Raw genomic sequence first — 23,218 nt, 5'->3', positions numbered from 1 at the left:
CCCGCTACTTGCCGCCGGCCGCTTCGACCCTGATGGTCGGTTGCAGCTTGCCTTTTTCCACTAGCCCGACGCCGAACGGGAACGACAGTTCCTGGTTGATGCCGAAGAAATCCTGCCCGATCCAGTGACCGGGACCGATATTGGGATCCTCAACCGGCAACGATCGCAGGGCCTCGGCAACCTTGGCCGTGTCCGAGATGGTACCGGCCTTGGCGATGGCTTTGGTTACCATGCGGGCGGCGGAGACCCACTGAAAGAACAGATTGTTTTCCGGCCGCTCGGCGCCGAGCAGCTTCTTGTACTCGTCGGCGATCAATTGCACTTTCTCGTCAATGAGAACCGGCTCGTACCAATAGAAGTCCTTCAGCACCTCATCGCCACCGGCGACGCGGGAGATTTCGGTGTATCCCGGACCGCCGAGACGTCCGATCGGTCCCTCAAAGCCAGCCTGACGCAATTGCTTCACGATGATGCCGGCGTCGCCAGGTGGCGATGAAGCGAGATCGACGGCATCAGGCTTGGCGTTCATGATCCGGGTCACGATCGGCGCGAAATTGGTGGTGCCACGCTGATAATATTCTTCAGAAGCGGTGATGCCGGTTCTCTTGTATGCGTCGGCGTCGACGCTCGCGATATCCGTGCCGCCCTGGTCGTTCGGCGCGACCAGCACCACGCTCTTCATGCCGAACTTCTGCTTGGCGATCTTGATGATCGGCTCGGCCCAGCCCGAAGGACCCGGCCCCATGTGAAAGACCAGCGGCAACTGCGGCGATAGTGCATCCTTGGCGTAGCCGTTGCCCATCACCAGCATCGAATTGCGCTTGGCGATCGGCTTCACGCCGGTGAGCTCGGGCGAGCCGATCGGGCCGATGATGAATTTGACGCCCTGCCCTGCCAGCGTGTTGGCTGCAGCGGCAGCGCCTTCGGCCGTGTACTTGCTGTCGATGGCGACGACGTTGACCTTGCATGGCGCCCCGTCGACCTTGATCAGGCCGTCCCGGTTGGCCTCGGCAGCGACGAGTTCGACCGCGCCGCGCAGCGCGAGGCCCCATTGCGCAGCGGGACCCGACAGAACGCCGACGACGCCGAGCGTCAATTCCTGTCCCGCCGCCATCACCGAGACATTCGAACTGGCCAGCGCAGCGCCGACGGCGATGCCGGACAACAGCAGATTTCTCCGCGTAGTGCTCATCACTCCCCCCGTAATTTGTTGCGGCTCATGCGCCGTCCACTTGTTGCGTGGAAACCCGAAGCGTTCCGCTCCGGGGCCGCGCGTATCGCTCGGCGCCGGGACGCTAGGCGCGCGGAGGCTGCCTTGTCAATGAAACGTTTCATGAAAAATAGGGCAGATCAGCTATGCTTGAGATGAGTCACCGTTCCGAACGTACAATAAATGCAAATAATAACAGTATCTTACGCTATCGATCGAACGATCCATCAGAACTCCCAACGACGCGCCGCTACTGACACACCCGCACAATGAAACGTTCCACTTGAATCAATCTGGCCCGGCCGTTAGCTTCCGTGACCCGTCGCGCACAGAAGACGACGGCCAAGGGGAGAAACTCGATGATGCGGGGCGCCGTGACGGCCGTGCTTGCCGTGCTTGCGATTCAGTGCAGCCAGGGAGCGCTAGCAGCCGAACCTCAGTTCAAGCTGCGGGCTTCGGTGGACACCTCGGCGACACACGGACGGACATTGTCTGCCGCCGACTACCTGAAGAAGCTGCAGGAAAAATCCGGCGGCCGGATCACGACCGAGCTGTTCCACAGCGGCCAGTTGTTTCGCGACCGCGACGTGGTGAAGGCGCTGCGTCAGGGCGCCGTCGAGATGGCGATCCCCGGCACCTGGGTGCTGACCGGCTTCGTCCCCGATGCAGACGTCTTCCAGCTGCCGGCATTTTTCGGGCAGCCCTATCCGGTGGTCTATGCTGCTGCCGACGGCAAGATCGGCGAGATCATCAACAAGCAATTCGAGAGCAAGCTCGATGTCAAATTGCTCGGCCCCTGGCTGCAGCTCGGATATCAAAACACCTACAGCACCAACAAGCCGATCCGCGACTTCGCCGATCAGGCCGGCATGAAGATCCGCAACTCCGGCGGTGCCGGACAATCGGCGCGGGCCAAGTTCTTCAATGCAACACCGAACGTCACAGCCTGGCCGGACGTTCCGCTGGCGCTGTCGCAAGGCACGTTCGACGGGCTGAGCTCGACCGATGAAAGCCTTGCCAGCGCAAAGCTCTGGGAATCCGGCGTGAAGTATGGCTTTGCGGATCGCGAATTCGTCGGGTTCTACGTGCCGATGATCAGCGAGAGCTTCTACAAGAAGCTGCCGCCGGATCTCCAGAAGCTGGTCGTCGACCTCTGGCAGGAGAACATCGATGCCTACCGCAAGAGCATGGAAGAGGCTCAGACCGAGGCGCGCCATACGCTGGAAAAGAACGGCATCGTGTTCGTTTCGCCGTCCGAGAGCGCGCTCGCTGAGGTCCGCGCCAAGATGCTGCCTTTGCAGGACGGCATCGCGAAGGAGTTGCGGATTTCGCCCGCCTTGCTGCAGCAGGTGCAGGCGGATGTAACGACCGTCGGCCATTGATTGCCACCCATGATGAAGATCTGGAACAGGCTTGAACTCCTGTTGATAGGAGTTCTTGGTGCCGCCGCGCTGACGGTCGGGACCGCTCAGGTCATCGGCCGTTACGTGAACAAGAATTTCGCTTTCATCAATGGCGAGGAGGTAGTGGTCTATCTGACGGTCTGGGCGGTGTTTCTGGCGTCGAGCCAGTTGGTCCGGACCGATGGGCATGTCAGGCCCGACGTCGTCCTGCGACTGTTGCCGCCGCAAGGGCAAAGATGGGTCGAGGCATTCAACTGCTGTGTCGCGATCTTGTTTTGTGGCGGCCTGGCCTATTGCGGCTTCCAGGTTTCCGACGTCGCCCGCAGCCTCGACGAGCGCAGCATCACGGGCCTCGAATTCCCGATGTGGATCTACTACTCGGCCATCCTGACCGGCGCCGTGCTGATGCTGTTGCGCTACGTCATCAAGCTATATTTGCTCGTCTTCCGCTTCGATCCCGCCACCATGGTCATCGCCGTTCACGATCACTGAGCGATCGGCGGCGACGTCAGCCGTCTTGATGACCGATCTGCCATCGGCAAACTGACCGTCGTGGTCCCGCATCGGGACGCTTCAGGTCCAGCAACAACGAGACCGACACGATGTGGACGATGCTTTTCCTGCTGATGTTCTTCGGGCTGCTCTGCGCGGGAATGCCGATCTTTCTGGTGTTGGGTCTCTGCGCGGCGGTCCTGTTCGGCTTCAGCGACCAGCCTCTGGTGGCGATCGCGCAGAAGATCGCCGATGAAATGAATTCCAGCACACTGATGGCCTTGCCGTTGTTCGTGATGGCTGCCGCATTCATGCGGCGCGGCGGCGTCGCCAAGGCACTGGTCGATGTCGCGATCGCCTGGTTCGGACGATTGCGGGGCGCGCTCGGTCTCGTGACGGTGGTGTCATGTACCCTGTTTGCCGCGATCTGCGGCTCCTCGGTCGCGACTGCGCTCGCCATGGGCACCATTCTGGTGCCGGCGATGATCGAGCGCGGCTATCCGCGTCATTTTGCGCTTGGCGTGGTCGGCGCTTCCGGCACGATCGGCATCGTGATTCCACCCAGCCTGTCGCTGATTCTTTACGGGCTGATCGCAGAGCAGTCCGTGCCGCGCCTGTTCCTGGCCGGCATCATGCCCGGGCTGCTGCAGGCAGCGATGTTCTTCGGCTGGGTGTTCTACTACTCGCACAAATACGAGCTGCCGCGCGAGCCGGCCGTGCCACGCACCGAACTGGTGCGGATGAGCCTCAATGCCCTGCCCGCGCTTTGCGTACCTTTCATCGTGATGGTCGGAATCTACGGCGGCCTGATGACGGTCACCGAAGCAGCCGCGGTCTCGGCCACGGTGGCTCTTCTCGTCAGCCTGTTCTTCTATCGCGGCTTTAAGGTCAGCCAGACGCTCGAGGTGATCGCCGAGGCAATCAAGAGCGCCGCGACGATCATGATCATCGTCGCGACCGCTTTGGCGTTCGGCCACTGGATGACGGACTCGGGCATCCCGGCCTCGCTGGTGAAGTTCACGCTCGACAACCAGCTTCATCCCTGGCAATTCCTGCTCGCGATCAACGTGCTGCTGCTCGTGCTCGGATGCTTTCTCGAGGTCGCCGCCACGCTGCTGGTGGTGATGCCGATCCTTGCGCCTGCGCTGAAACCGCTCGGAATCGATCCCGTCCATTTCGCGATCGTCTTCACCCACAACATGGAGATCGCGCTGGTTCATCCCCCGGTCGGACTGAACCTCTACGTGCTGGCCACGATTTCGACGGCGCCGGTCACCGAAGTGGTGCGCGGCGTTCTGCCGTTCCTCGGCCTGCTGCTGCTGTGCCTTGCGATCATCACCTATGTCCCACAGCTTTCGCTTTGGCTGCCCAATCTGGTCTACGGCGCGGGCTAGCAACGCGGATCGTCTCGACGGAGAGCTCGAGCATGTCATCGAAATCGATCCATTGGGCCGGCGAATTCTCCGCGCTCGCGCTCCGCTACGGCAACAGGCCGGCCGTCGTCGACGCCGCCGGCACAACGTCCTATGCGGAGTTGTTCGCCAAAGCCGCCGGCGTTGCGGATGCCCTGATCCAGGCCGGGGTCGGCCCGACAGATGCCGTGGCTACCTTGTTCCGCAACAGCGCCGACGCCGTTGCGGCCACTTTCGGCGTCATGCTGGCGGGCGCCGTCGAAGTCCCGATCAACCCTGCGCTGAGCAGCGACGAACGCGCTTACTGCCTCGCGGTCTCCAACGTTCGCCTGTTGATCACCGGCGCGGCCATCGCGACCGAAAGGACTGCCGGCGGTCCGAACATCATCGAGGTCGAAAGCATCGAACGGACCGCGTTGGATCCGGCCGCCTTCCCGCAGGTCGACGGCGACGCGCCGGCGCGTATCGTCTTCACCTCTGGTACCACTGGTCGCCCGAAAGGCGCGGTTCACACCCAGATCGGCCGCTGGACGGCCAACATATTGCTGCGGGCGAACCTGCCGTTCCGGCCGGGTACCGGCAGCAATGTGCTGCTGATGACACCATTCTCGCACGGCTCCTCGTTGATGACGCATGCCTATCTGTCGTCGGGTGCGGCCGTGACACTGCTCGACGGCGTCGACCCGCCGCGCGTACTTGATATCCTCGCACGCGGCGCATGCGATGCGATGTTTGCGCCGCCGACCGTGCTGGCAAAGATCGTGGCCGCCGCGGGCACGTGCCAGTTCTCGTCGCTGCGCACGATCTTCTGCGGCACGGCGGTGCTGAAGCCCACGCTCTATGTGCGCGTCAGGGAGATGTTCGGCCCGGTGGTGCGGGTCACCTATGGCAAGAGCGAGGTATTCAATCCGATCACGGTGCTCGAAGCCGAGGAGACCGAGTCCTGGTATGCATCCGGAGGCGAGGACGCCTGCGTCGGCTGGCCCGCTCCTGGTGTTGAGGTCGTCATCCGCGGCGAGGACGGCCGGCCGGCCGCGGCGGGCGGCGACGGCGAGGTTCTGATCCGTGCACAACACCTGATGACCGGGTATCTCACCACCGATGGTTTTAGCGCGCTCGCACCGAATGAATTCCACGAAACCGGCGATCTCGGCTATCTCGATGCATGCGGCCGGCTGCACCTCACCGGCCGTAGCGCCGACGTCATCAAGTCGGGCGGCTACAAAGTAGCGCCGGAAGAGGTCGAACGATTGCTTGCGCCGGCGCTGCAGCCATCGGAAGTCGCGGTGGTCGGCATTCCCTCGGACTATTGGGGCGAGGTCATTCTGGCGGCGGTGGAAAATCCTGCGCCAGGCTGGGAGGAGCGTATCAATCGCGTGGTGCCGACCATGACCGACTACAAGCGCCCGCGCCTGCTGATTGCCCTCGACGAATTGCCGCGCAATGGGATCGGCAAGATCCTCCGCGGCGCCATTCGCACCGACGTGCTGTCCCGGTTCCGCATCACCGAAGGGCCGCGGCCGCGGCTCGAAAAGCGCTCCTAGTTCAGCGCGAGCGACGAAGCCGAGTTCGCGTTGCAGGCGCAGAGAGTGTGGCCGCATTACGGGCACTTTACTCCGGCGGAACGCACAGCACGCCGGTTTCACGAGAACGGCGCCGTCCAGCGAACGAGAAGGCTTACGTAGCGCCCCAATCGATGACCTGTCGCCATTATGTGGCGTTTGCCCCAATAGTTGGAGTCGTCATCGCCCCCTTGGCCTTAGCTCGTGGCTCATCGGCCGAGTCTGACGCTACATCCTCTCCGGTAATTGACGCAGCCCGGTTCGGGACTCCCATCATCGGGACGCTGCCCTGCATTATCGCTGGATCAATCCGCCAGAGATATCGGGCGGGTGTTGCGTGCACGCAAAAAGACTGCGACGCGGGGCTGGTATGCGTCGGGCCTCCCACTTCGTTCCGCTGCGGGACAGAAGCCCGACAGTGAGTCTCCCTTTTGGCTCGACAAGCACTGCAGGCCCGCGCTTCGCTCTCATTCGTCTTCGGGCTCGCCCCAGTTCCATGCGAACACAACCATCTATCCACCGGCGCGTTGCGCCGGAATGTGATCTGCAATGCATAACCCGCGTCACGAAAGTTCCGAGCTCGCCTAACGCCAAGCGTTCCTTGTCCTTGCCGTGAGCGGCCCGCGTTTGGCGCCGCCTGTTGCAGCCAGGTTACAGCAATTCCGCACGTGTCTGATAGGCGATGAACTTGGGGCCGGGCTAGTACAAGAAAGTTGGAATGAAAAAGATGAAGAAAATTCTGCTTGTCACCGCCAGCATGATCGCGCTCGGCGCGGTCGCGCCCGCTTCCGCGGCTGATCTCGCGCCTCAGCCCTACACCAAGGCTCCGCCCTATGTTGCTCCGACCCCGATCTACAACTGGACCGGGTTCTACATCGGTGGTCACGTCGGTGGTGCGTTCGGTGGCAACGACAACGTCCTCGCCCCCGGCTTCGGCGGTGGCAACGACGGTGTGTTCATGGGCGGCGTGCAGGCTGGCTATGATTACCAGTTCGCGCCGAACTGGGTGATGGGTCTTGAAGCCAACTACAGTTTTCTGGATACCAGTTCGAGCTTCGCTAATCGCGGCCTCGGTTCGGTAACCGGCCGCCTCGGCTACACCTGGGGTCCGGCGCTGCTTTACGTCAAGGGCGGCTATGCCTGGGCTGACACGCGCTTCTCAAACGGCTTCGGCGGCGACGGCGGCCGTGACGGCTACACCGTCGGTGCCGGTCTCGAATACATGTTTACCCAGAACTGGTCGGGCAAGCTCGAATACCAGTACTATGACTTCGGCACCGTCAACGTGTCCGATTCTCTCGGCTTTATCGGCAGCTTCCGCAACGACCAGCACACCATCAAGGCGGGCTTGAACTACAGGTTCAACCTGGGCGGCCCGGCCGTCGCTAGGTACTGATCGCTCGCTTAACTCCAAGCGACATGAAAGCTCCGGGCCCAGACAAAGGCCCGGAGCTTTTTCGTTGGAGCGGTGGTTCCTCCCGGATTGGAAGCCTCCAGCGCGGTCGACTGACGCAACGCCGTGAGGGCCAATACGAGGCGACCGCGCACTACTCCGAGCATCCTCAACGGACCGATCAGTGACGACATGACGCACGACGATCAATGCGTCATGGAACTGACCTCCAGAGGACGATGGCAGCTAACGCTCATCGGGCTGATGGAGCGCGAACAGGAGGCCCGTTGCGAGCGGTTCGGCCAGGCTGGTTGATTTGGGCAGGCCGGTCGGATTTGCCGCATGGGCGCCGCGCGCCGCGAGGCTTCAGCGCCGATGCCTGATCTGCACGGCCTTCAGATAGTCGGCAACCTGCTCAGCCCAATCGGCGGGTGGCGCCACGCCTGTAACTTGCGGGCTGCGACCGCAGCCAACGCAGATCGGGTGAGTGTCCTGATCGCTCTCGAAGCTATAGGCATCCGCGCCGTCGGTAATCACGCACGGCGTCATGTCGGAGCGCTTGCGGTCGCAGCGTTTCATCATGGCCTCCGTTCCCCGGCGAGTGCTAGCCGACACACTTTGCGAGTCCAGTGCTGGATCATGAGTTGCCCACCACCGCCGAGGAAAATCCAAAGTGAAACGCATTCGATGGAACAGCAACACGCGTGGGCGTTTTGGTTGTTGATTGATTATGATGCAATCGTGACCATGGAACCTGTGCTGTTGGCACGGACTGCACATCCCATCACGAGGCGGTTGTGATCTCATTGCGTGCATCGGATCGACCGAGCACGCGCATCGGCTCGGCCAATCCGAAATACTGGCAAAGACGGCTCCGGCGCGGCCCTCAGACAGCACGTCGGGGCCGTCGCTTGCGTCAGCGGAGCTTGCGAGATGGGTCGGCAGCCATCAAGTGCCGTTGTCGGATATGCACGCGCGCGTGTTGACGCGGCGTTCCCGCGCTCAATAGCTTTGCCGGTTGGGGTGGCTTGATGCGCGGTGATGGCGATGTCGAGAATAGAAGTGAGCGCGGAAGAGAAGGAATTGATTCTAATGCTGCGTGAATGGAAACGCGACGTGCGCGGATTTGGATCGTCCGAGGTTTTGATTTCACGCCAGCATGGACGCGGATGGGAAATCAGGCTTGCGCTTAACACGGATCAAGTGTCGTCCATCGGACTGAGCTTCGGCTTGGCCTGGAATGCACTCGCGGCAACACAGTTGGGTGCCGCACGATAGGACGGGCAGCGGAACTGGTTGTGTTGGCACAAAGTGCACTTCTATCCAAGGCCGAGTGTGATCTGATCAATCGCTCGGATCAGCCGAGCCCCGCAGCGCATCAAACTCGGATAGTCCGAAGCACTGGCGAAGACGGCTTCGACGTTGAAGCCCCTCAGACTCACGTCGGAGCCGTCGAAAAAGGTGGCGCCAATGAAAACTCGAACAGGCACCGAATGGGCCATCATCGCCGCTGAATGCTGGCTCGCAGTGGTCGCGGTGGCGATCTTGCTGATCGCGCTACACCCGGAAGTTGGCTGATTGCGACACGCGCGGCTGTTGGGATCTATCGGACGATTTTGGCTAGGGTGGTACCCAAGCGCATGGCGCGGGCCGAGATTCGTCGTCGCCTTCAGGACGACCGCCGCAGGCGAGCGAGCGGAGCATCGCCGTCCCCTCGGCCAGCGCCTTGATCGCGTCTAGTGCCCAGGAACCCGAGAGATGGACCACGCTGCCGGCGATACCTAAAACAGCGTCTCGAACATGCTTCAACGGGCAACTGTAGACGGAGATTCAGGAGTTGCGCTCTTGGGCGCGTCGTTCGACTGTTCGGCGGCAACGACGGAACGAATCTCGTCGATTCGTCGACACGCGCGGATCGCACACTCTCTCAACTCATCGATCGATTGCGTTTCTGCCCGTGTCTTTTCGATCGCTTCGATTTGCGAATTGAGGGCTGCAAGTTCTGCCTGGAGCAGCTCGAGTAGCGATTGGTTGGAACCAACCGCCCTTTCCACTCTTTTTGCCCGCATTGTCATCCCCAAATACGGTTGTACGTTCGTGACAACGATTCGTGGCGTCATTATGAATCCGAATGCCCCCAGCTTGGACCGGAGCTTCGCGTCACCGCAAAAGCATTGCCAACGGCGCCCGACCACGCTGCCGAACTGATCGCTCATTGCAAGACGCGCAATTTCGTTCGGGACCTCGAGCGCGACTCATCGGCGATGGTCGAGCCTCGAACGAGAACGCTCCTGATCGTGTTCTCGTATTTATCGTGACTGCAAATGCACGGCCTTTGCCAAGGCTCGCGCTGCCTCTTCCGGAGACGCCTTGTCCGTATCACCGTCGACTAAGAGGTTAGCGGCGCGCATAGCCTCAACGGGAACCGAGCCGACAAGCGGAGCAAGTGCTCGCTTCAGCCGCGCATCGGCGGCGCGCTTCGGCGCGATGAGGATCAGCGCATCATAGGAAGGTATCGCGTGCTTCGGGTCAGCCAGCACGAGAAGATCAAGCGCCGCGATACGCCCGTCGCTCGAGAACGCGGAGATGACATCGGCCTCGCCGGCCTCGAGAGCATGATACATGATCGTCGGATTGAACGAGCGTCGCGTTCTGAACGACAGACCATAGGCATTCCTGAGCGAGCGCCATTCCGGTCGCCCCAGGAACTCAAGGTCATCGCCGATGGTGAGTTGAGGTGCAACACGAGCAAGATCAGCAATCGAGGTGACGTTTAGTGCCTGCGCTCTCTCCCGTTTCATCGCGAGAACGTAGGCGTTTTCGAAACCAAGCGCGCCAAGCACCGTGACGCCCTGCTCCGCTTTCATCCAGCGGACGATCTCCGCCTGCATCTCCTCGCGCGACGGCATATCGGTGCGACCAATAACGTTGCGCCAGAGCGTGCCGGAGTAATCGACGTAAGCATCAATGTCATTGTGAGCCAGCGCGCGAAAGGCGATAGCCGAACCGAGCCCATCCTTGCGCGTTACGCCGACTCCTTCAGCCTTCAGCCGGTCACCCATCAGGTTCGCCAGAATGAACTGTTCGGAGAAGCTCTTCGCGCCGATGACATAGGTTTCTGCTTCGTTCGAGAGCAGCGGCGTGAAACCGGCGAGCGTGCCGAGGGCAAGTCCGGCGACACCGAACACCACACGCTTCCTGCTGCGTTCAGACGCCCCTGTCTCCACGAGACCGAGACAGAAGTCGGTGATCAGAGCAAGCCCGGCCGCGGCGATGCAGCCGAACAGCACGGAAACCCAGTTCTCGGTTTGCAACCCCGTAAAGATGTAATTGCCAAGGCTGGTTTGGCCGACGGGCGTGGAAAGCGTGGCTGCTCCAATCGTCCATACAGCTGCAGTCCGCACCCCGGCCATGATGACGGGCGTGGCGAGCGGCGCCTTGACGCGTGTCAGAATCTGCTGAGGCGTCATACCAACGCCTTCTGCCGCTTCGACGATAGCAGGACTGACGCCATTCAAGCCAACCACACTGTTGCGCAAAATCGGAAGCATCGCATAGAGCGTCAATGCAATCAGCGTCGGCAGGAATCCCAGCGCGGGGATGCCGAAGCCGAAGAGCCGTGCCGTCAATGTCGAGAGCGCAAGGAGCAACGGATAGAACAGTGCGAGCAACGCAAGTCCCGGTATGGTCTGGATCAAGCTCGCGATCGCAAGCACCAGCCTGCGTAGCCATGGTCGTTCCGCCGCGAGGGCAGCCAGCGGCAGGCTGACGAGTAGTCCAAGCGCAAGCGCCGTGGCGCAAAGTACAATATGCGGTGTGAGATAGGTGGGAAGCAGGCGCCAGGCGTCGAACAAGGCGTCTAATCGGGCACTGGAAAGCAGCTCAGCGCCGGCATCAGGCACGGGCAGGTCCGTTCTGAGTTCGCAAGCGCGGCGATGCGCTCCGCTTGACGTCGCGGCACTTCCATCAAGGCGGTCACGTCCGGATCGTCAGAACCAGAGCCCATCATCAAAGTGTGCGGCGTATCGTCCGCAAGTACGCGGCCGTTCTTCATGACGACGATTCGATCAGCCATCAACGCAGCTTCCTGGATGTCATGGGTCACCATCAGCGTCGTCATGCCGAACCGGTCGTGCAGCTCGCGGTAGGAAGAACCCAGGCTGTCGCGGGTGACAGGATCGAGTGCACCCAGCGGCTCATCCATCAGAACAATGCGCGGTCGGGCGGCGATTGCACGCGCGACGCCGACCCGTTGGCGCTGACCTCCGGACAGCATGTGCGGAAAGCGGCTGGCGTAATCCTGCGGCAAGTCCACCATATCCAGCATCTCGGCCACCCGCGCTTCGATCTCGCTCGCCTGCCAGCCACGCAATTTGAGCGTTACGGCAATGTTGTCGGCAACTCGCATGTGCGGAAACAAACCGATCCCCTGAAAGACGTAGCCGATGCTCCGCCGCAGCATCGGCGGTTCGGCTTCGCTTACAGGCACTCCGTCGATCCTGACTTCTCCAACGTCAGGATCGACCAGTCGATTGATGGTCTTCAGTAGCGTGGTCTTGCCGGATCCCGAGCCGCCCACGAGCGCGACCAGTGAACCCTGCTGTACGTCGAGCGATACGTTGGAAACAGCAACACTCCGCCCCCCATCGTAGGATTTTGATACGGCATCGATCTCGATATACGGCGCGGAATTAGACGGATTCGAAATCGGCGAAGCTGTCATGAACAGGGCCTCCCTGTAGACTGCAGAACTGGCAGAAAGTAGCCAAGCAGGAGTCAGGGCATGATCCACTTGGGTGCACGGGTTCCTGGGTCACACCCACGCCCATCTTCGGAAGGCGAGCCCGTCACGGCTCCAGCGCGACCTGCAGGCCGTCGTCGCCCTCAACATGGACATAACGGGGTCCGATCGGACGCCCCCTGCCGCTGGCAACAGTGACGATGTCTTCCAGGGGAGCGGCGCGCGCATCCGCCTCAGGCCGGGACAACATCAGATCGGCGTGAAACAGCCCTTCCGACTCAAGACCGGTGGCATCGATGCCAAGAGCCGCCAGGCTGGCCAAGCAACTCTCAAACTCATCAGCATCGCGAAAACGACGCTGGATAAAAGTCGCGCCGGCAAGACGCTCCGTCACAAGGCCACGCTTCGCGAACGTCGCGGCTAGAGAATCGAACGGGAACATTCGTAGCACGAACGAAATGATCCATGGACGCTTCTCCGTCGCATCGAGAATCTTGCTAAACGTCTTCTCGGTGACGTAGCCGATGCACCCCGTCGACATGATGACATCCGCGGATCGGATAAGATGCGCGCTGTCCGTCGAGAGCGCCTCCGTTTCAAGATCTGCGACAATGCCCTGCTCAAGCAGACCAACACCCGTTGCATACCTTATCGCCGGCGCCGATACATCGAGACCGATAAATCGCGCGAGACCGACATCCGGCCAGGCCGCATAAAAATTGCGATCGAGACGCACCAATGTCTCAGAACCGATCGCCCTCATCTCGCGTCGAGCGTAGCGATGGCGCAAGCCCCCGAAAGTCAGTGGAAACCGATGCACCGCTGCGTTGATTCCGTATGAACAGCCAACATCAAGCACGGTCGGCTTGACGCCGGTTTCCGAAACCTTCGCTGCCAGAATTTGGCGCACAACCGGCTCAGCCACGTCCGGGATCATGTAATCCAAATCTCCCAGGACAGAGAAATACGCCCTGGGATCATCCAGGGCATAAATATCATCGAAGACGGCCTTGGACTGATTGATGCGCGAAAAATGTGTTTGCAACCCGGTCTCCTATTTCAACTTACAAGCCACTCGACGGCTGCTGCGTTCAAGTGCTTGATACCTTATTGTAGAGATTGACCGACGCATAAACCCATTGCGCTTTTTCAACCTCGCTTCGTGGAACTGCGCTGCGCCCCGATGTGCACGCGCGTGTAACGCGGCCTCTTTTTCGAAACCATCGCTGGTTGGGGCGGCTTGATGTGCGGTCAGGATGATGCCGAACACGCCGGTCGCTCCGGCAGAGAAAGAAATCAATTCTAATGCTGCACGAATGAAAGCGTGCGGGCAGCCGGCCTCGATAGTCGACAATGCTGGTCAGGCACGGACGCGACAGTTGGGATATCACGCTCGCGTTGCGTGACCGGTGGCGCCAGTCGCCGCGCCGGAGAACATCTCGCAGAAGCATGGAATGCACTCGCACCAGCACAGTTGCCGACAACAGGTTGAGACCGCGCCAATAGGAAGGCCGCTCAGATGGGAATGATTGGCCCGCGTAGTTGGCCGATGGATCGAACTCGGCCTACGGATAAGGCGCGCTGGAGCAGTTCCTCGGCAACGGCAACTCACGCACGTGGTTTGGGGGCCATGTTAGAAAATGCGCCAAGTCGCCACGCCGAGGATGAACCAAGCTTGAAGCTGATTTGGTGGAACAGCAACTCGCGCATGCGCACAGGGCTATTGACGGTTTGCATCGCTCGCGAGGCCGATGTTCGGAACTTTGTCGGTTCCGCTCCAACGATGAGAGCCTGACAGCACTGAACGGACCGGGCTCCTCGCAGGGTATCGTCAGCGAGATTGAGCGTTTCCAAGCGTCTCGAACACTGTCTGCTGCCACCAATCACCTTCGATTTGATCGAGTACGGCGAGATCGAGCATCGGCCGCAAGGCGCTGTCTTTGGGCAGTACGATCGCATAGCTCTCGCTGCTGAAGCTGGTATCGACGACGCGAGCCGAGGCCGAGAAGTCGCTGCGAACCATCCAGGTCAGCAACGGCTTGTCATGAACAAAGGCATCGATTGTCCCGCGCCCCAGCGCGGAGAGGCCGCCTTGGATGTCCGGAAACGTTCGAAACGAAAGCCGCTGACGAGCGAGGTAGTCGGCAGTCGCGGAGTTCGCGACCGCGCCGACGCGCACGGAACGCAGGTCGTTGAAGCCGTGAACGGCGCCCTCGAGCCCTCTGCGCGTCAGGGTGGAGGTGATACCGGCGGTGAACACCGCAATCGCGATCACGGAAGCGATCATCCATCCCATTGCGACGATCCTGCCGGGGAGGGTTGTCGGAGCATTCTGAGCGGCCCCCGCTTGCGTCATGGCGATGGTCGACCACCAGAAGCTGGAGCCGAGTCCCTTGGCGCCGCCACCGAAGTGCTCGGTTTTGCGCCGTTCCAGCATCCAGATCAGGAATCCGACCGCCATTGCGAAACCAAGCAGCACCGCGACGGCCTGGAAGAATCCGAAAGAGAGAAGCGCCCGTCCGATCGCGACCCAGGGGTTTTCGTTGACCGGCACCGCAACGCCGAGCCCGGTGTTGTAAAACGGCTGTGTAAAATCGACCTTGCGCGCACGCTCGGCAGTCACTGTGACCGCCGCGACGCCAACGTCGAATCTGCCGTTTGCGACGCCGTCCAGCAAATCCGGCACGCCCTGGGTTTCGACCAGGCGAAAACGTAGGTGTGCCTGATCGGCGATCCTTTTCCAGAGCGCGATGCTCATACCGCTCCAGCTCCCATCCGGCTGCTTGATGGCAAATGGAGGGGCCTGCTTGGTCGCCACGACTAGTTCCCTGTCAGGGGCCGTGGCAGCTTGTGCGTGAAGGGCGCCGGAGCCGAACGCGGCCACCGCCAGCGTCAAGATGCATAACCAGACCGGTCGAATCGACGTCCGCTTGCGTTGCGAGATTGGATCTCCCCGCCTGGCGCTGTGGGCAGCCATCTCACGCGAGACCCCTCCCAAGTCGCGGTCGTGCAGAGCTAACGGGAAAGCCTCGAATGAACTCATTGCTCACCTCGATGCATACCGGGATTGCCGACCAGAGCACCGCTACTCTCTTGGCAGCACTTCGTCACACACCTGTCCGTCAAAACAATGGCGAAGGAGTCTTCGGCCATGTCCGGAGGGCCAACTGACCTCAGGTTGGATTCCACAACGCAGACGCTCGATCGTCGACGTTGCGGGTGACGGCCGAAGCTGCGTTCTCAGCATGGTCGGTTGACCGGTTGGTCCGTCAGCTCGCGGCGCTATCCTTCAACTGCAACTGCACGGCAAGATGCTCTGTCCACCAGAATGCAGGTGCAGCTCGCTTCATCGACAAGAACACGATCGAGACGAGCGCCGGACTGCGGATCTCCGCCGACAAGATCATCATTTGCACCGGCGGAGAGAGCCGGCTACTGCTTATCCCCCGGCTTCGAGCTGACAGGCACCCACGGCGATGCATGGGCCCTGACTTCGGTCTCGCCATCCATGATCGTCGTCGGGCAGGTGCGACGGGTGTTCAGGTTGCCTCGATCTTCAATGCATTCGGCTCACGCGTTCAGCTGTTCGAAGCCGGTCCGCGCATTCTGGCCACGGAAGACGCTGACATTTCAGCTGCGGCCGCGATCGCCCTGCGGCAATCGGGAATAGCGGTGCACGAGAGTTTCGGCACCATCGAGGCGTTCGCGAAGACACCCGCTGGCGTGCGCATGGTCTTTACGAAGAATGGAGCCCGGTTGGATGCTGAAGCCTCGCTTGCGGTTGTGGCGGTGGGTTGGGTCGCAGATACGAAGCGGCTGAACGTCGCGGCTGAGCCTACCCCACCTACGGAGGGATCTTGACCCGGGCTGCGGTGATGGCGGCAGGACAGATCGGCTTGAGCATAGGCTCGCAAGCGCACCGGTTCGAGAATGTATCGCCTGCGACCCAGTCGGGAGAGGTTGGGGACCTTCCCGGTCGCCCGTCGCAAGGGAGATTTCCGCAAATTTCGGCAAGTATCGCGACGTTCGAACGGCCCACGGAGACGGGCTAGCAGTCCCGACCAGTAAGCCGATCCTGGTCAACCCACAGCACTGAAAACCATCCAATCCCTGCAGTCGGGCAGCCCCCGCGACAGGCAGAATGGCTAGTCCGTTTTGTTCAATATCCCTTTCAGCGACGAACACGGCAGCCACCACAACGAAAACGCTGGGCAATGGCGGCATTATTCGCGGGGTTATCCAGTCCATGCCATTGAATTTGCTTGAGATATCCCTCCTGCCGGGATCGCCACGTCATTTTCCGCTCCAGTGTTTTCAATACGTTGAGCCTCAATTTGGAAGTTGAGCTTGTTCAGAAGGCGCAGCCTCATGAAGACTGGAACGAAAGCAAAGCGTCGAAAGCTAAGAGAGCCAGTGACCGTCCTTTGGCGCGCGTTCGCGCCGCGTCATGCACACGGCTCGGCCAGCCCTTCATGTGCACGTCGACATGAAAACACCGAGCCTCGCTCAAGCCCACATCTGCTCGGCGTGTGAGTGACAAGTCATCGCCTGTGGTCGCGTTCTTTCCGGATCACGAACGGACCCGAAGTTTGACGATCATTGTGAGCCACCCCACAGCCCGCATGCCACCGAAGTGATAAAAGGCATTTTTAGACATAAAGGCATAGTGTCAAAGCAATTGGACAAGACCGCTGACGGTCTCCGGCGGTCCGAGAACCGCAGGTTTGTTGATTTTCTCTCCAAGACAGGGTTCCATTCCGGCTCCATTGAGCCGAGGTCGTGCAATGCCTGCCGGAGCTGTCGCGAGGGAGCAAGCCGCCCACACGCCAAAATGGGTGAATGCACGCCTCCGGTCTCAGGAGTGGACCAACAACCCTCGCGCGGACGCCCGGACCGCGGCGGTGCTACTTATCGACATTGCCGGCTTCACAGCGAAGACCGACCGAGCTGCCGGCGACGGCGCTGAAAGCCTTACCTACTTCATCAACGATTGCTTTGCCATACTGGCCGACGTGATTGATTCAGAGGGAGGCGACATCGTCGCTTTCGCCGGCGACGCCATTCTCGCGATTTGGGTCGATCCGGACGCTGCCGTCGCGACCGCGCAGGCCGTGCGCTGCGGCCTTGCGCTGCGACAGGCCATGACCGCCGGGCCGGGCCGAGAAGCGATCAGTGCGCGTACGGCGGTGGAAACCGGCGAAGTGTTCTTCTGCAGGCTCGGCGGCTGGCAGGACAAATGGCACTATGTTGCGGCCGGAGAACCCTTTTACAGCATCGGCCTCGCCTATCAGAAAGCCGCGATCGGCGACATCGCGTTGTGTGCAAACGCCGCGCGGCTGTTGACGGGCTCGTGCGAACTCGAGCCCATGCCCTATGGGGCACGGCTCCTTGGAATGAACTCGCCCGATGCCGTCGCACCGATAGACGGCACTATCTTCGGAAGCCACACGGGCAAAGCCGATGCCAGCGACTGGGTCGGCGAGTTTCGCACGCTCACAGTGGCGCGGGTCGGCCTCCCCGATTTCAATTTCGATGATGATTTCTTGACGAGACTGCAGGCCTTCGTCGTTGACGTCCAGCAAATCGCCGAACGGCTCGAGGGAACCGTTCATCAGGTCCTGATGGACGACAAGGGCCTGACTCTTACGCTCGTCTTCGGATTGGCTCCGCTTGCCCACGAAGACGATCCCTTCAGGGCAGTCGAGGCGTGTCTGCGCCTCCGTCGCCAGCTGGAGGCGAAGGCCATTCCGATTTCTGTCGGCCTGGCGACCGGCCGCCTGTTCTGCAGCAATTATGGCGGCCTCGATCAAAGGACATTCGGGATTTTTGGGCAGGCGATCAATGTGGCCGCGCATTTCGCCGAGGCCGCACAAGGCGACATCGTCTGCGACGCCACGACGGCCCAGGCCGTCGGGCGCAGGATCGTGTTCAATCTGCTGCCACATCTCCAGGTTAAGGGGACGGGCGCATCGATGTTGGCGTTCAGTCCGGCGGCAGTAACCGACGATTTCCATGCTCCACCCCGGCGCACCATCATCGACCGCGTCAGCGAAACCGCGATGCTCAGGAGCTGTCTCGACGGTCTGAAGACAGGAACCGGTAAGCTCGTCCTCATTGCAGGCGAAGCCGGCATCGGAAAATCGCGCCTGCTCGAAGACTTCATCGGATCGGCGCAGGCCGACAATCACGCCGTCCTGGTTGCAAATGCCACGGCGATCGAAAGATCGACGCCCTATTTCGTGTGGCGCGCCGTATTGCGGCAGATCTTGCAGTTTGAAGGACCGGGCGACGGACCGCGGGTTCGACGCGAATTGTCGGAAGCGCTGCTCGAAAACGAGTCGCTGCTGAATTGGCTTCCGCTGCTCGAAGAAGTCATTCCACTGGGATTTTCCGAATTCGCCTTCACCGAACAGATCGTCGGCTCGGCTCGCGCGAGCGCGATCGAAGAACTCGTGATCTTCATCCTACGCCGATCGAGCGTTCGCATCCTCCTGATGGAGGACGTCCACTGGTTCGACGGCCCCTCGATCGAACTGCTTGGCGCCGTCGCGCGCCGGCTTTCGGACTTCCTGATCGTGGTTACTCAGCGGACCCAGACGACAGCGATCGCAGAGCAGCGTCTTGCCGTCGAACTCGCCTCATCGCTGCAGCTGCGGCTCGACCGGCTGTCGCGCGACGACGTGCGGCTGCTGGTGAAACGGCGCCTGAGATCGTCCGAGGTTCCGCCGGAACTGGTGCGATATGTCTACGGTCATGCCAGTGGAAATCCGTTCTTCAGCGAGGAGCTCGCGCTCGCGCTCAGGGACACTGGAAAGATTCAGGTTACGCGGGGGATATGTTCGTTCGATGAACAGAGCCTCGCCGATTCCAGTATCTCGCTCTCGACCAGCGTTGAACGCGCAATCGTCAGCCGGATCGACCTGCTATCGCTCGACGACCAGCTGGTGCTCAAGGCCGCCAGCGCAGTCGGCGACGCCTTCTCCTCCGAGTTGCTGGATCAAATCGTCCCGGAGTTGTCCGCTGCCACCAAGGCGGAATGCATCCGCCGATTGATCGACTTCGACTTCCTGCAACTCGATCGCGAGACGCGGCCACTTTCCTTTGTGTTTAGGCACTCCATAACGATGGAGGTTGCCTATCATGTCTTGTCTTTTGCGCAGCGAAAAACCCTCCATCGGCGGATTGCCGGCTTTATCGAGCAGCATCACGCCGAGGAGCTGCAACCGAATTATGCGCGCCTGGCAAGGCATCTCGAACTTGGCGGCGAGCCGTTGCGGGCGATCACTTACCTCGAGCTTGCGGCGCAACAGTCGCGCAACAACTCGGCAAACCGCGAAGCGATCCGTTACGTGGAGAAGCTATTCGATCTCACGCAGCGCGAAGCAATCCAGATCGGACGCAGCCGCAAGGCGGCTTGGGAGGTCATCCTCGGTGACGCTTGTCACGAATTGTCGGACTACGAGAGCTCCGCCAACCACTACCACCGCGCGATGGAGTTGCTTGGTCATCGTCTCCCGGCGAGCAAGACCGAACGAATCGGCGCGCTTATTCGCAACGCCGCAACCCAGTTGAGGTTACGGTTTACTTCGTCGAAACAAGTGGTCCTGGCTGAGCAGGACAGGTCCGACATGCAGCGCGTCGCTCATATGCACGAATTTCTGTCGGAGCAGTATTTCTACCAGAATGACTCGCTGGCCGTGCTCAACGGAACCCTGGCCTCGTTGAACCTGGCCGAAAAATGCGGCGCGACCCCGGAGACGATTCGAGGATACAGCGCGCTAGCGCTCGGAATGGGGATGTCCGGCATGGTGGGGATCGGCCGCAGTTACGCAGCGCGCGCGATCCAACTGGCGGAAGATTACGGCTCGCTGCCCGAGATCGCGCGGGTCCGACTCGTGCTCGGCGTTCTCTCTTACGGCCTCGCCGAATGGGACAATGCCGAGGCGCATGGCGAGCATGCAAGACGTTGTTACGAGCGCCTAGGAGACCGAAAACGTGCGCAGAACAGCGAGACGATGTTGATCTTCATAGCGCTGTTGCGGGGGTATATTTCGCTCGCCGACGAGCGGCTTGCCAGGCTGTTCGCGGAACTCTCCGACGATTCCCCGCCGCAGATTCGCGCTTGGAGTCTTTCCTTACGGGCATTGATCGACATCACCCGGGGCGGGGCCGATAACGGATGCCTCGACAAACTGAAGGCGCTGGCGGGCCAGCGGTTGATCCGCACCGAACAATTGCTTTGCACGGGCGTGGCCGCGGCCGGCTATCTCGAGCGTGGCGAGGCCGCGGTCGCCCTTGAGCTTGCGGAACGGGGACTTCCAATCTTGCGCGAATGCGGCGTTGTGTGGGGCGGATATGCCTTCGGACCGGCAGGAATCGCCGATGTCTTACTGAGCCATTGGGAGCAAGCTTCCGGCGCGGTCTCTTCGAACATTCAAAGCCAGGCGAAGCTGGCGTGCCGGGAGCTTTCCCGGCTCGCTCGAACATCGCCGATCTGCCGTCTCTACAGCTTGTTAATGAACGGCCGATTGTGCTTCCTGACCGGTCAACCGGCGCGCGCGCTCGAGAATTGGAAGCGCGCCGGCGAAGTGGCCGAGCTGCTGCAAACCCCCCGCGAGCAGGCGCAGGCGATCTATCGAACCGGCCTTGCGACCAGCGCGAGCGATCCTGAGCGTGAGTCTCGCCTGCGGCAGGCGGCCGACATCTTTGAACGCCTCGGCGCCGCCAAGGAGCTCGCCGAACTGAAACGTGTCCATCCATCGCCGTCGTCGCAATGGAGACAGGCTTGAGCCAACGCCGCATCATCATCGTGGGCGGCGGAATGGCGGGACTTTCCGCCGCCTATCAGCTCAGCCTTACACCGGAATTGCGCAAGCAATATCACGTCACGGTCTATCAGCTGGGATGGCGGCTCGGAGGCAAGTGCGCCAGCGGGCGCGATGCGCAGGGCCGCAACATCGAGCATGGCCTGCATATCTGGTTCGGCCACTACCTGAACGCCTTCCAGATGTTGGCTGAGGTCTACCAGAACTTGCCGCGGGAAGGAGCGAAAGTCGAATTAAACACCTTGATTCTCCCACAGGGTTACACGCCGATCGGCGATCCCGATGGGGCCAAGCCGAGGGTGTATGACGTCAACTTTCCGACATCGAAGAAGATCGGTATACCCGGCAGAGAACCGGCTGACCTCAGCATCGCCAATTGTCTGTCGCACGCGATAGGACTGCTGATAGACTTCCACGACTATGCGCTCGGGTCAAACTCGCCGATCGTCAAGCTCGACGAAGTTTCGATCGAAACGATCAAAATGCGCGACGATCCGCTGTTTCCACCCTCAAGACTACTCGGTGTGGTGACGGCAAGAACCTGTCTGGAGATTGCCTCGGCATGGCTGTCGCATCTCGACGAAGACATGATCTCGTTTGGCCGCGCGGACATGGAATTAGTCCGCCGGGTGCTTCAGGGCGCTGCTGGCGCTAGTTGTCATATGACCTTTGCGAATACCGCAGCTGGTCACTTGTTCGACCAGGCCTTGCGACTAGCGTGGCCGCTGGTGGACGGCATTTTCGACGACATCGTGATTGAGCAACGATCCATCCAGCAGATGGACGGCGAGGACTTTCGCCGCTGGTTGGTCCGTCATGGCGCCGAGCCCTCACTGGTCAGGCAGTCGCCAATGGTGAGAGCGCTCTACGACACGATGTTTCAGTATCCGGACGGAGACATCGCCAACGCGAGCTACGGCGCAGGAACCGCGGTGCAGGTCCTGCTTCGAGCACTCGGAACCTATCAAGGAGCCGTGGCGTGGGAGCTGCAGGCCGGTGCAGGCGAAGTGATTGTCGCTCCCCTGTTCGAGATACTCAAGCAGCGAGACGTCGAGTTTCGGTTCTTTCACAAACTGACCGATATCAGGGTCTCGTCGGATGGGCGATCTGTCGATTCACTGCACTTTGACGTGCAGGCGATACCGAAGTGCGGCTATGAATGGACCGTGCCGATTGGCCATGGACTGTTCGGCTGGAGCAGCCAACCCGACTGGCTTCACCTCGACGCGCCCCCGAACGGCTGCGTTGATTTTGAATCGTTCTGGTGCAACGAGCGGGTCGACACCGACGTAAAGACACGAGTCGACGATTTCGACGATGTCGTCCTGGCGATACCGCTCGGCGCTTTCAAGAAGTTCACGGGCAACAAGAGTGTCGAGCGACCGCCCGGACCAGGACCAGGCCTATTTAGCATTGAAGAAAAGCACGAGCCGTTCGACGACCTTTACAACTACAGCACCGGCTTCTGGAATATGGCGGCAAAGCTTCGCCTGGTGCCCAGCATCGCAGTTCAGCTCTGGAGCACGCGCTCGCTTGCCGGCCTCGGCTGGTCTGGACAAAAGCCCGCGCTGGTGTCAGGCCCCAATCCTCTCGACATCTGGGCGGACATGTCCCAGCTCCTGCGATATGAGCGCCGCGACCCTCCCTATTCGCTTCACTACCTCTGTGACGTCTTCCCTTCGAAATTGTACGCAGCGCCGCGGACAAGCCGGCATGCCCAGGAGATGGCAAATCTGCTGGCCTATCTCAAGACGTTGGATTGGCTCGAGCACAAGGCCAAATTCATCTGGCCGAAGGTGATGACGAACGGTGCGTTTGACTGGACCGTGCTCTACGACGACCAGGATCGCGACGACTATCGCCGGATCAGGGCGCAGCACGTCAAAGCCAATATCAGTCCCTGGGACTGCTGTGTCGCGACCGCGGCCGGCACCAGCGCCTGGCGCCTGAAGACCGACGAGTCCGGCTTCAAGCACCTGTACCTCGCCGGAACCTGGATCGACACCGGCTTCAACACCGAATGCGTTGAAACAGCCGTGATCTCGGGAATGCAGGCGGCGCGCGCGATCATCGGCGCAGAGCTCGAAATTCCCGGCGAGCGTTTCCTCCACGCTACCCGACAATATGTGTCTCTCTGTGATTTTATGCGCAGCTGCGCGCCCGCTCCCGCTGAATGAGGA

The 23,218-nt window shown here is 61.0% G+C and carries 16 protein-coding genes; 9 read left to right on the top strand and 7 right to left on the bottom strand.

The features are described from left to right. Positions 1-4: 4 nt before the first annotated feature. Positions 5-1,192 (bottom strand): ABC transporter substrate-binding protein, encoded by a 1,188-nt coding sequence (locus tag RX327_RS09440; RefSeq protein ID WP_152977919.1) that lies wholly within the window; start codon positions 1,190-1,192, stop codon positions 5-7. A gap of 377 nt (positions 1,193-1,569) precedes the next feature. On the opposite strand from RX327_RS09440, the gene dctP reads away from it, so the two are divergent. The 5 genes from dctP to RX327_RS09415 all read left to right on the top strand — a co-directional run bounded on the left by dctP (position 1,570) and on the right by RX327_RS09415 (position 7,475). Next, on the top strand, positions 1,570-2,592 hold the full coding sequence (gene dctP / locus RX327_RS09435) for a TRAP transporter substrate-binding protein DctP (protein WP_050387520.1): 1,023 nt from the start codon (positions 1,570-1,572) through the stop codon (positions 2,590-2,592). A 9-nt stretch (positions 2,593-2,601) separates the two neighbouring features. Then, positions 2,602-3,105, top strand: a complete 504-nt coding sequence (locus RX327_RS09430; RefSeq protein ID WP_028333427.1) for a TRAP transporter small permease — start codon at positions 2,602-2,604, stop codon at positions 3,103-3,105. A 110-nt stretch (positions 3,106-3,215) separates the two neighbouring features. After that, the gene (locus RX327_RS09425) at positions 3,216-4,499 is read left to right on the top strand and encodes a TRAP transporter large permease (protein WP_028333428.1); all 1,284 of its coding nucleotides are present in this window, start codon (positions 3,216-3,218) and stop codon (positions 4,497-4,499) included. Positions 4,500-4,531: 32 nt separating this feature from the next. Then, entirely contained in the window at positions 4,532-6,061 is a 1,530-nt protein-coding gene (locus RX327_RS09420) for a class I adenylate-forming enzyme family protein (protein ID WP_063779994.1), read from the top strand. Between the two features lie 745 nt (positions 6,062-6,806). Further along, the gene (locus RX327_RS09415; protein ID WP_028333430.1) at positions 6,807-7,475 is read left to right on the top strand and encodes an outer membrane protein; all 669 of its coding nucleotides are present in this window, start codon (positions 6,807-6,809) and stop codon (positions 7,473-7,475) included. Between the two features lie 363 nt (positions 7,476-7,838). Here RX327_RS09415 and RX327_RS09410 read toward each other — a convergent pair whose 3' ends face one another. Beyond that, the gene (locus tag RX327_RS09410; protein WP_317250106.1) at positions 7,839-8,051 is read right to left on the bottom strand and encodes a hypothetical protein; all 213 of its coding nucleotides are present in this window, start codon (positions 8,049-8,051) and stop codon (positions 7,839-7,841) included. 462 nt (positions 8,052-8,513) lie between these two features. Between RX327_RS09410 and RX327_RS09405 the strand changes: the two genes are divergently transcribed. Continuing rightward, the gene (locus RX327_RS09405; protein ID WP_028352098.1) at positions 8,514-8,750 is read left to right on the top strand and encodes a hypothetical protein; all 237 of its coding nucleotides are present in this window, start codon (positions 8,514-8,516) and stop codon (positions 8,748-8,750) included. 527 nt (positions 8,751-9,277) lie between these two features. Here the strand turns inward: RX327_RS09405 and RX327_RS09400 are convergent. The 5 genes from RX327_RS09400 to RX327_RS09380 form a co-directional block, all read right to left on the bottom strand. Further along, on the bottom strand, positions 9,278-9,688 hold the full coding sequence (locus RX327_RS09400; protein WP_028333433.1) for a hypothetical protein: 411 nt from the start codon (positions 9,686-9,688) through the stop codon (positions 9,278-9,280). 93 nt (positions 9,689-9,781) lie between these two features. Beyond that, a complete protein-coding gene (locus tag RX327_RS09395) occupies positions 9,782-11,326 on the bottom strand; it encodes an ABC transporter permease/substrate-binding protein (RefSeq protein ID WP_050387598.1) in 1,545 nt (514 codons plus the stop codon). A gap of 5 nt (positions 11,327-11,331) precedes the next feature. Continuing rightward, positions 11,332-12,195, bottom strand: a complete 864-nt coding sequence (locus tag RX327_RS09390; RefSeq protein ID WP_317250105.1) for an ATP-binding cassette domain-containing protein — start codon at positions 12,193-12,195, stop codon at positions 11,332-11,334. 124 nt (positions 12,196-12,319) lie between these two features. After that, positions 12,320-13,258: a hypothetical protein gene (locus RX327_RS09385; RefSeq protein ID WP_050387524.1), complete on the bottom strand. Its 939-nt coding sequence runs from the start codon at positions 13,256-13,258 to the stop codon at positions 12,320-12,322. A 786-nt stretch (positions 13,259-14,044) separates the two neighbouring features. Further along, positions 14,045-15,031 carry a transporter substrate-binding domain-containing protein gene (locus tag RX327_RS09380; RefSeq protein ID WP_244482627.1) on the bottom strand — a complete coding sequence of 329 codons (987 nt, stop codon included), beginning with the start codon at positions 15,029-15,031 and terminating at the stop codon, positions 14,045-14,047. A 401-nt stretch (positions 15,032-15,432) separates the two neighbouring features. Between RX327_RS09380 and RX327_RS09375 the strand changes: the two genes are divergently transcribed. The 3 genes from RX327_RS09375 (at position 15,433) to RX327_RS09365 (ending at position 23,215) form a co-directional block, all read left to right on the top strand. Continuing rightward, positions 15,433-16,074, top strand: a complete 642-nt coding sequence (locus RX327_RS09375) for an FAD-dependent oxidoreductase (protein ID WP_050387525.1) — start codon at positions 15,433-15,435, stop codon at positions 16,072-16,074. Between the two features lie 1,040 nt (positions 16,075-17,114). Beyond that, positions 17,115-21,002, top strand: a complete 3,888-nt coding sequence (locus tag RX327_RS09370) for an AAA family ATPase (RefSeq protein WP_317250104.1) — start codon at positions 17,115-17,117, stop codon at positions 21,000-21,002. Further along, positions 20,999-23,215, top strand: coding sequence for an NAD(P)-binding protein (locus RX327_RS09365; RefSeq protein ID WP_317250103.1), 2,217 nt, complete (start codon positions 20,999-21,001; stop codon positions 23,213-23,215). Before RX327_RS09370 ends, RX327_RS09365 begins: the two co-directional genes overlap by 4 nt. The last annotated feature ends 3 nt before the right edge of the window (positions 23,216-23,218 follow it).

This window comes from Bradyrhizobium sp. BEA-2-5 (assembly GCF_032918025.1).
Lineage (GTDB): Bacteria > Pseudomonadota > Alphaproteobacteria > Rhizobiales > Xanthobacteraceae > Bradyrhizobium > Bradyrhizobium pachyrhizi.
This window is presented reverse-complemented; position numbering and strand designations above follow the sequence as displayed.

Coding starts and splice junctions, on each gene's coding strand:
- RX327_RS09440 (WP_152977919.1), bottom strand. CDS start 1,192: ATGAGCACTACGCGGAGAAATCTGCTGTTGTCCGGCATCGCCGTCGGC.
- dctP (WP_050387520.1), top strand. CDS start 1,570: ATGATGCGGGGCGCCGTGACGGCCGTGCTTGCCGTGCTTGCGATTCAG.
- RX327_RS09430 (WP_028333427.1), top strand. CDS start 2,602: ATGATGAAGATCTGGAACAGGCTTGAACTCCTGTTGATAGGAGTTCTT.
- RX327_RS09425 (WP_028333428.1), top strand. CDS start 3,216: ATGTGGACGATGCTTTTCCTGCTGATGTTCTTCGGGCTGCTCTGCGCG.
- RX327_RS09420 (WP_063779994.1), top strand. CDS start 4,532: ATGTCATCGAAATCGATCCATTGGGCCGGCGAATTCTCCGCGCTCGCG.
- RX327_RS09415 (WP_028333430.1), top strand. CDS start 6,807: ATGAAGAAAATTCTGCTTGTCACCGCCAGCATGATCGCGCTCGGCGCG.
- RX327_RS09410 (WP_317250106.1), bottom strand. CDS start 8,051: ATGAAACGCTGCGACCGCAAGCGCTCCGACATGACGCCGTGCGTGATT.
- RX327_RS09405 (WP_028352098.1), top strand. CDS start 8,514: ATGGCGATGTCGAGAATAGAAGTGAGCGCGGAAGAGAAGGAATTGATT.
- RX327_RS09400 (WP_028333433.1), bottom strand. CDS start 9,688: ATGAGCGATCAGTTCGGCAGCGTGGTCGGGCGCCGTTGGCAATGCTTT.
- RX327_RS09390 (WP_317250105.1), bottom strand. CDS start 12,195: ATGACAGCTTCGCCGATTTCGAATCCGTCTAATTCCGCGCCGTATATC.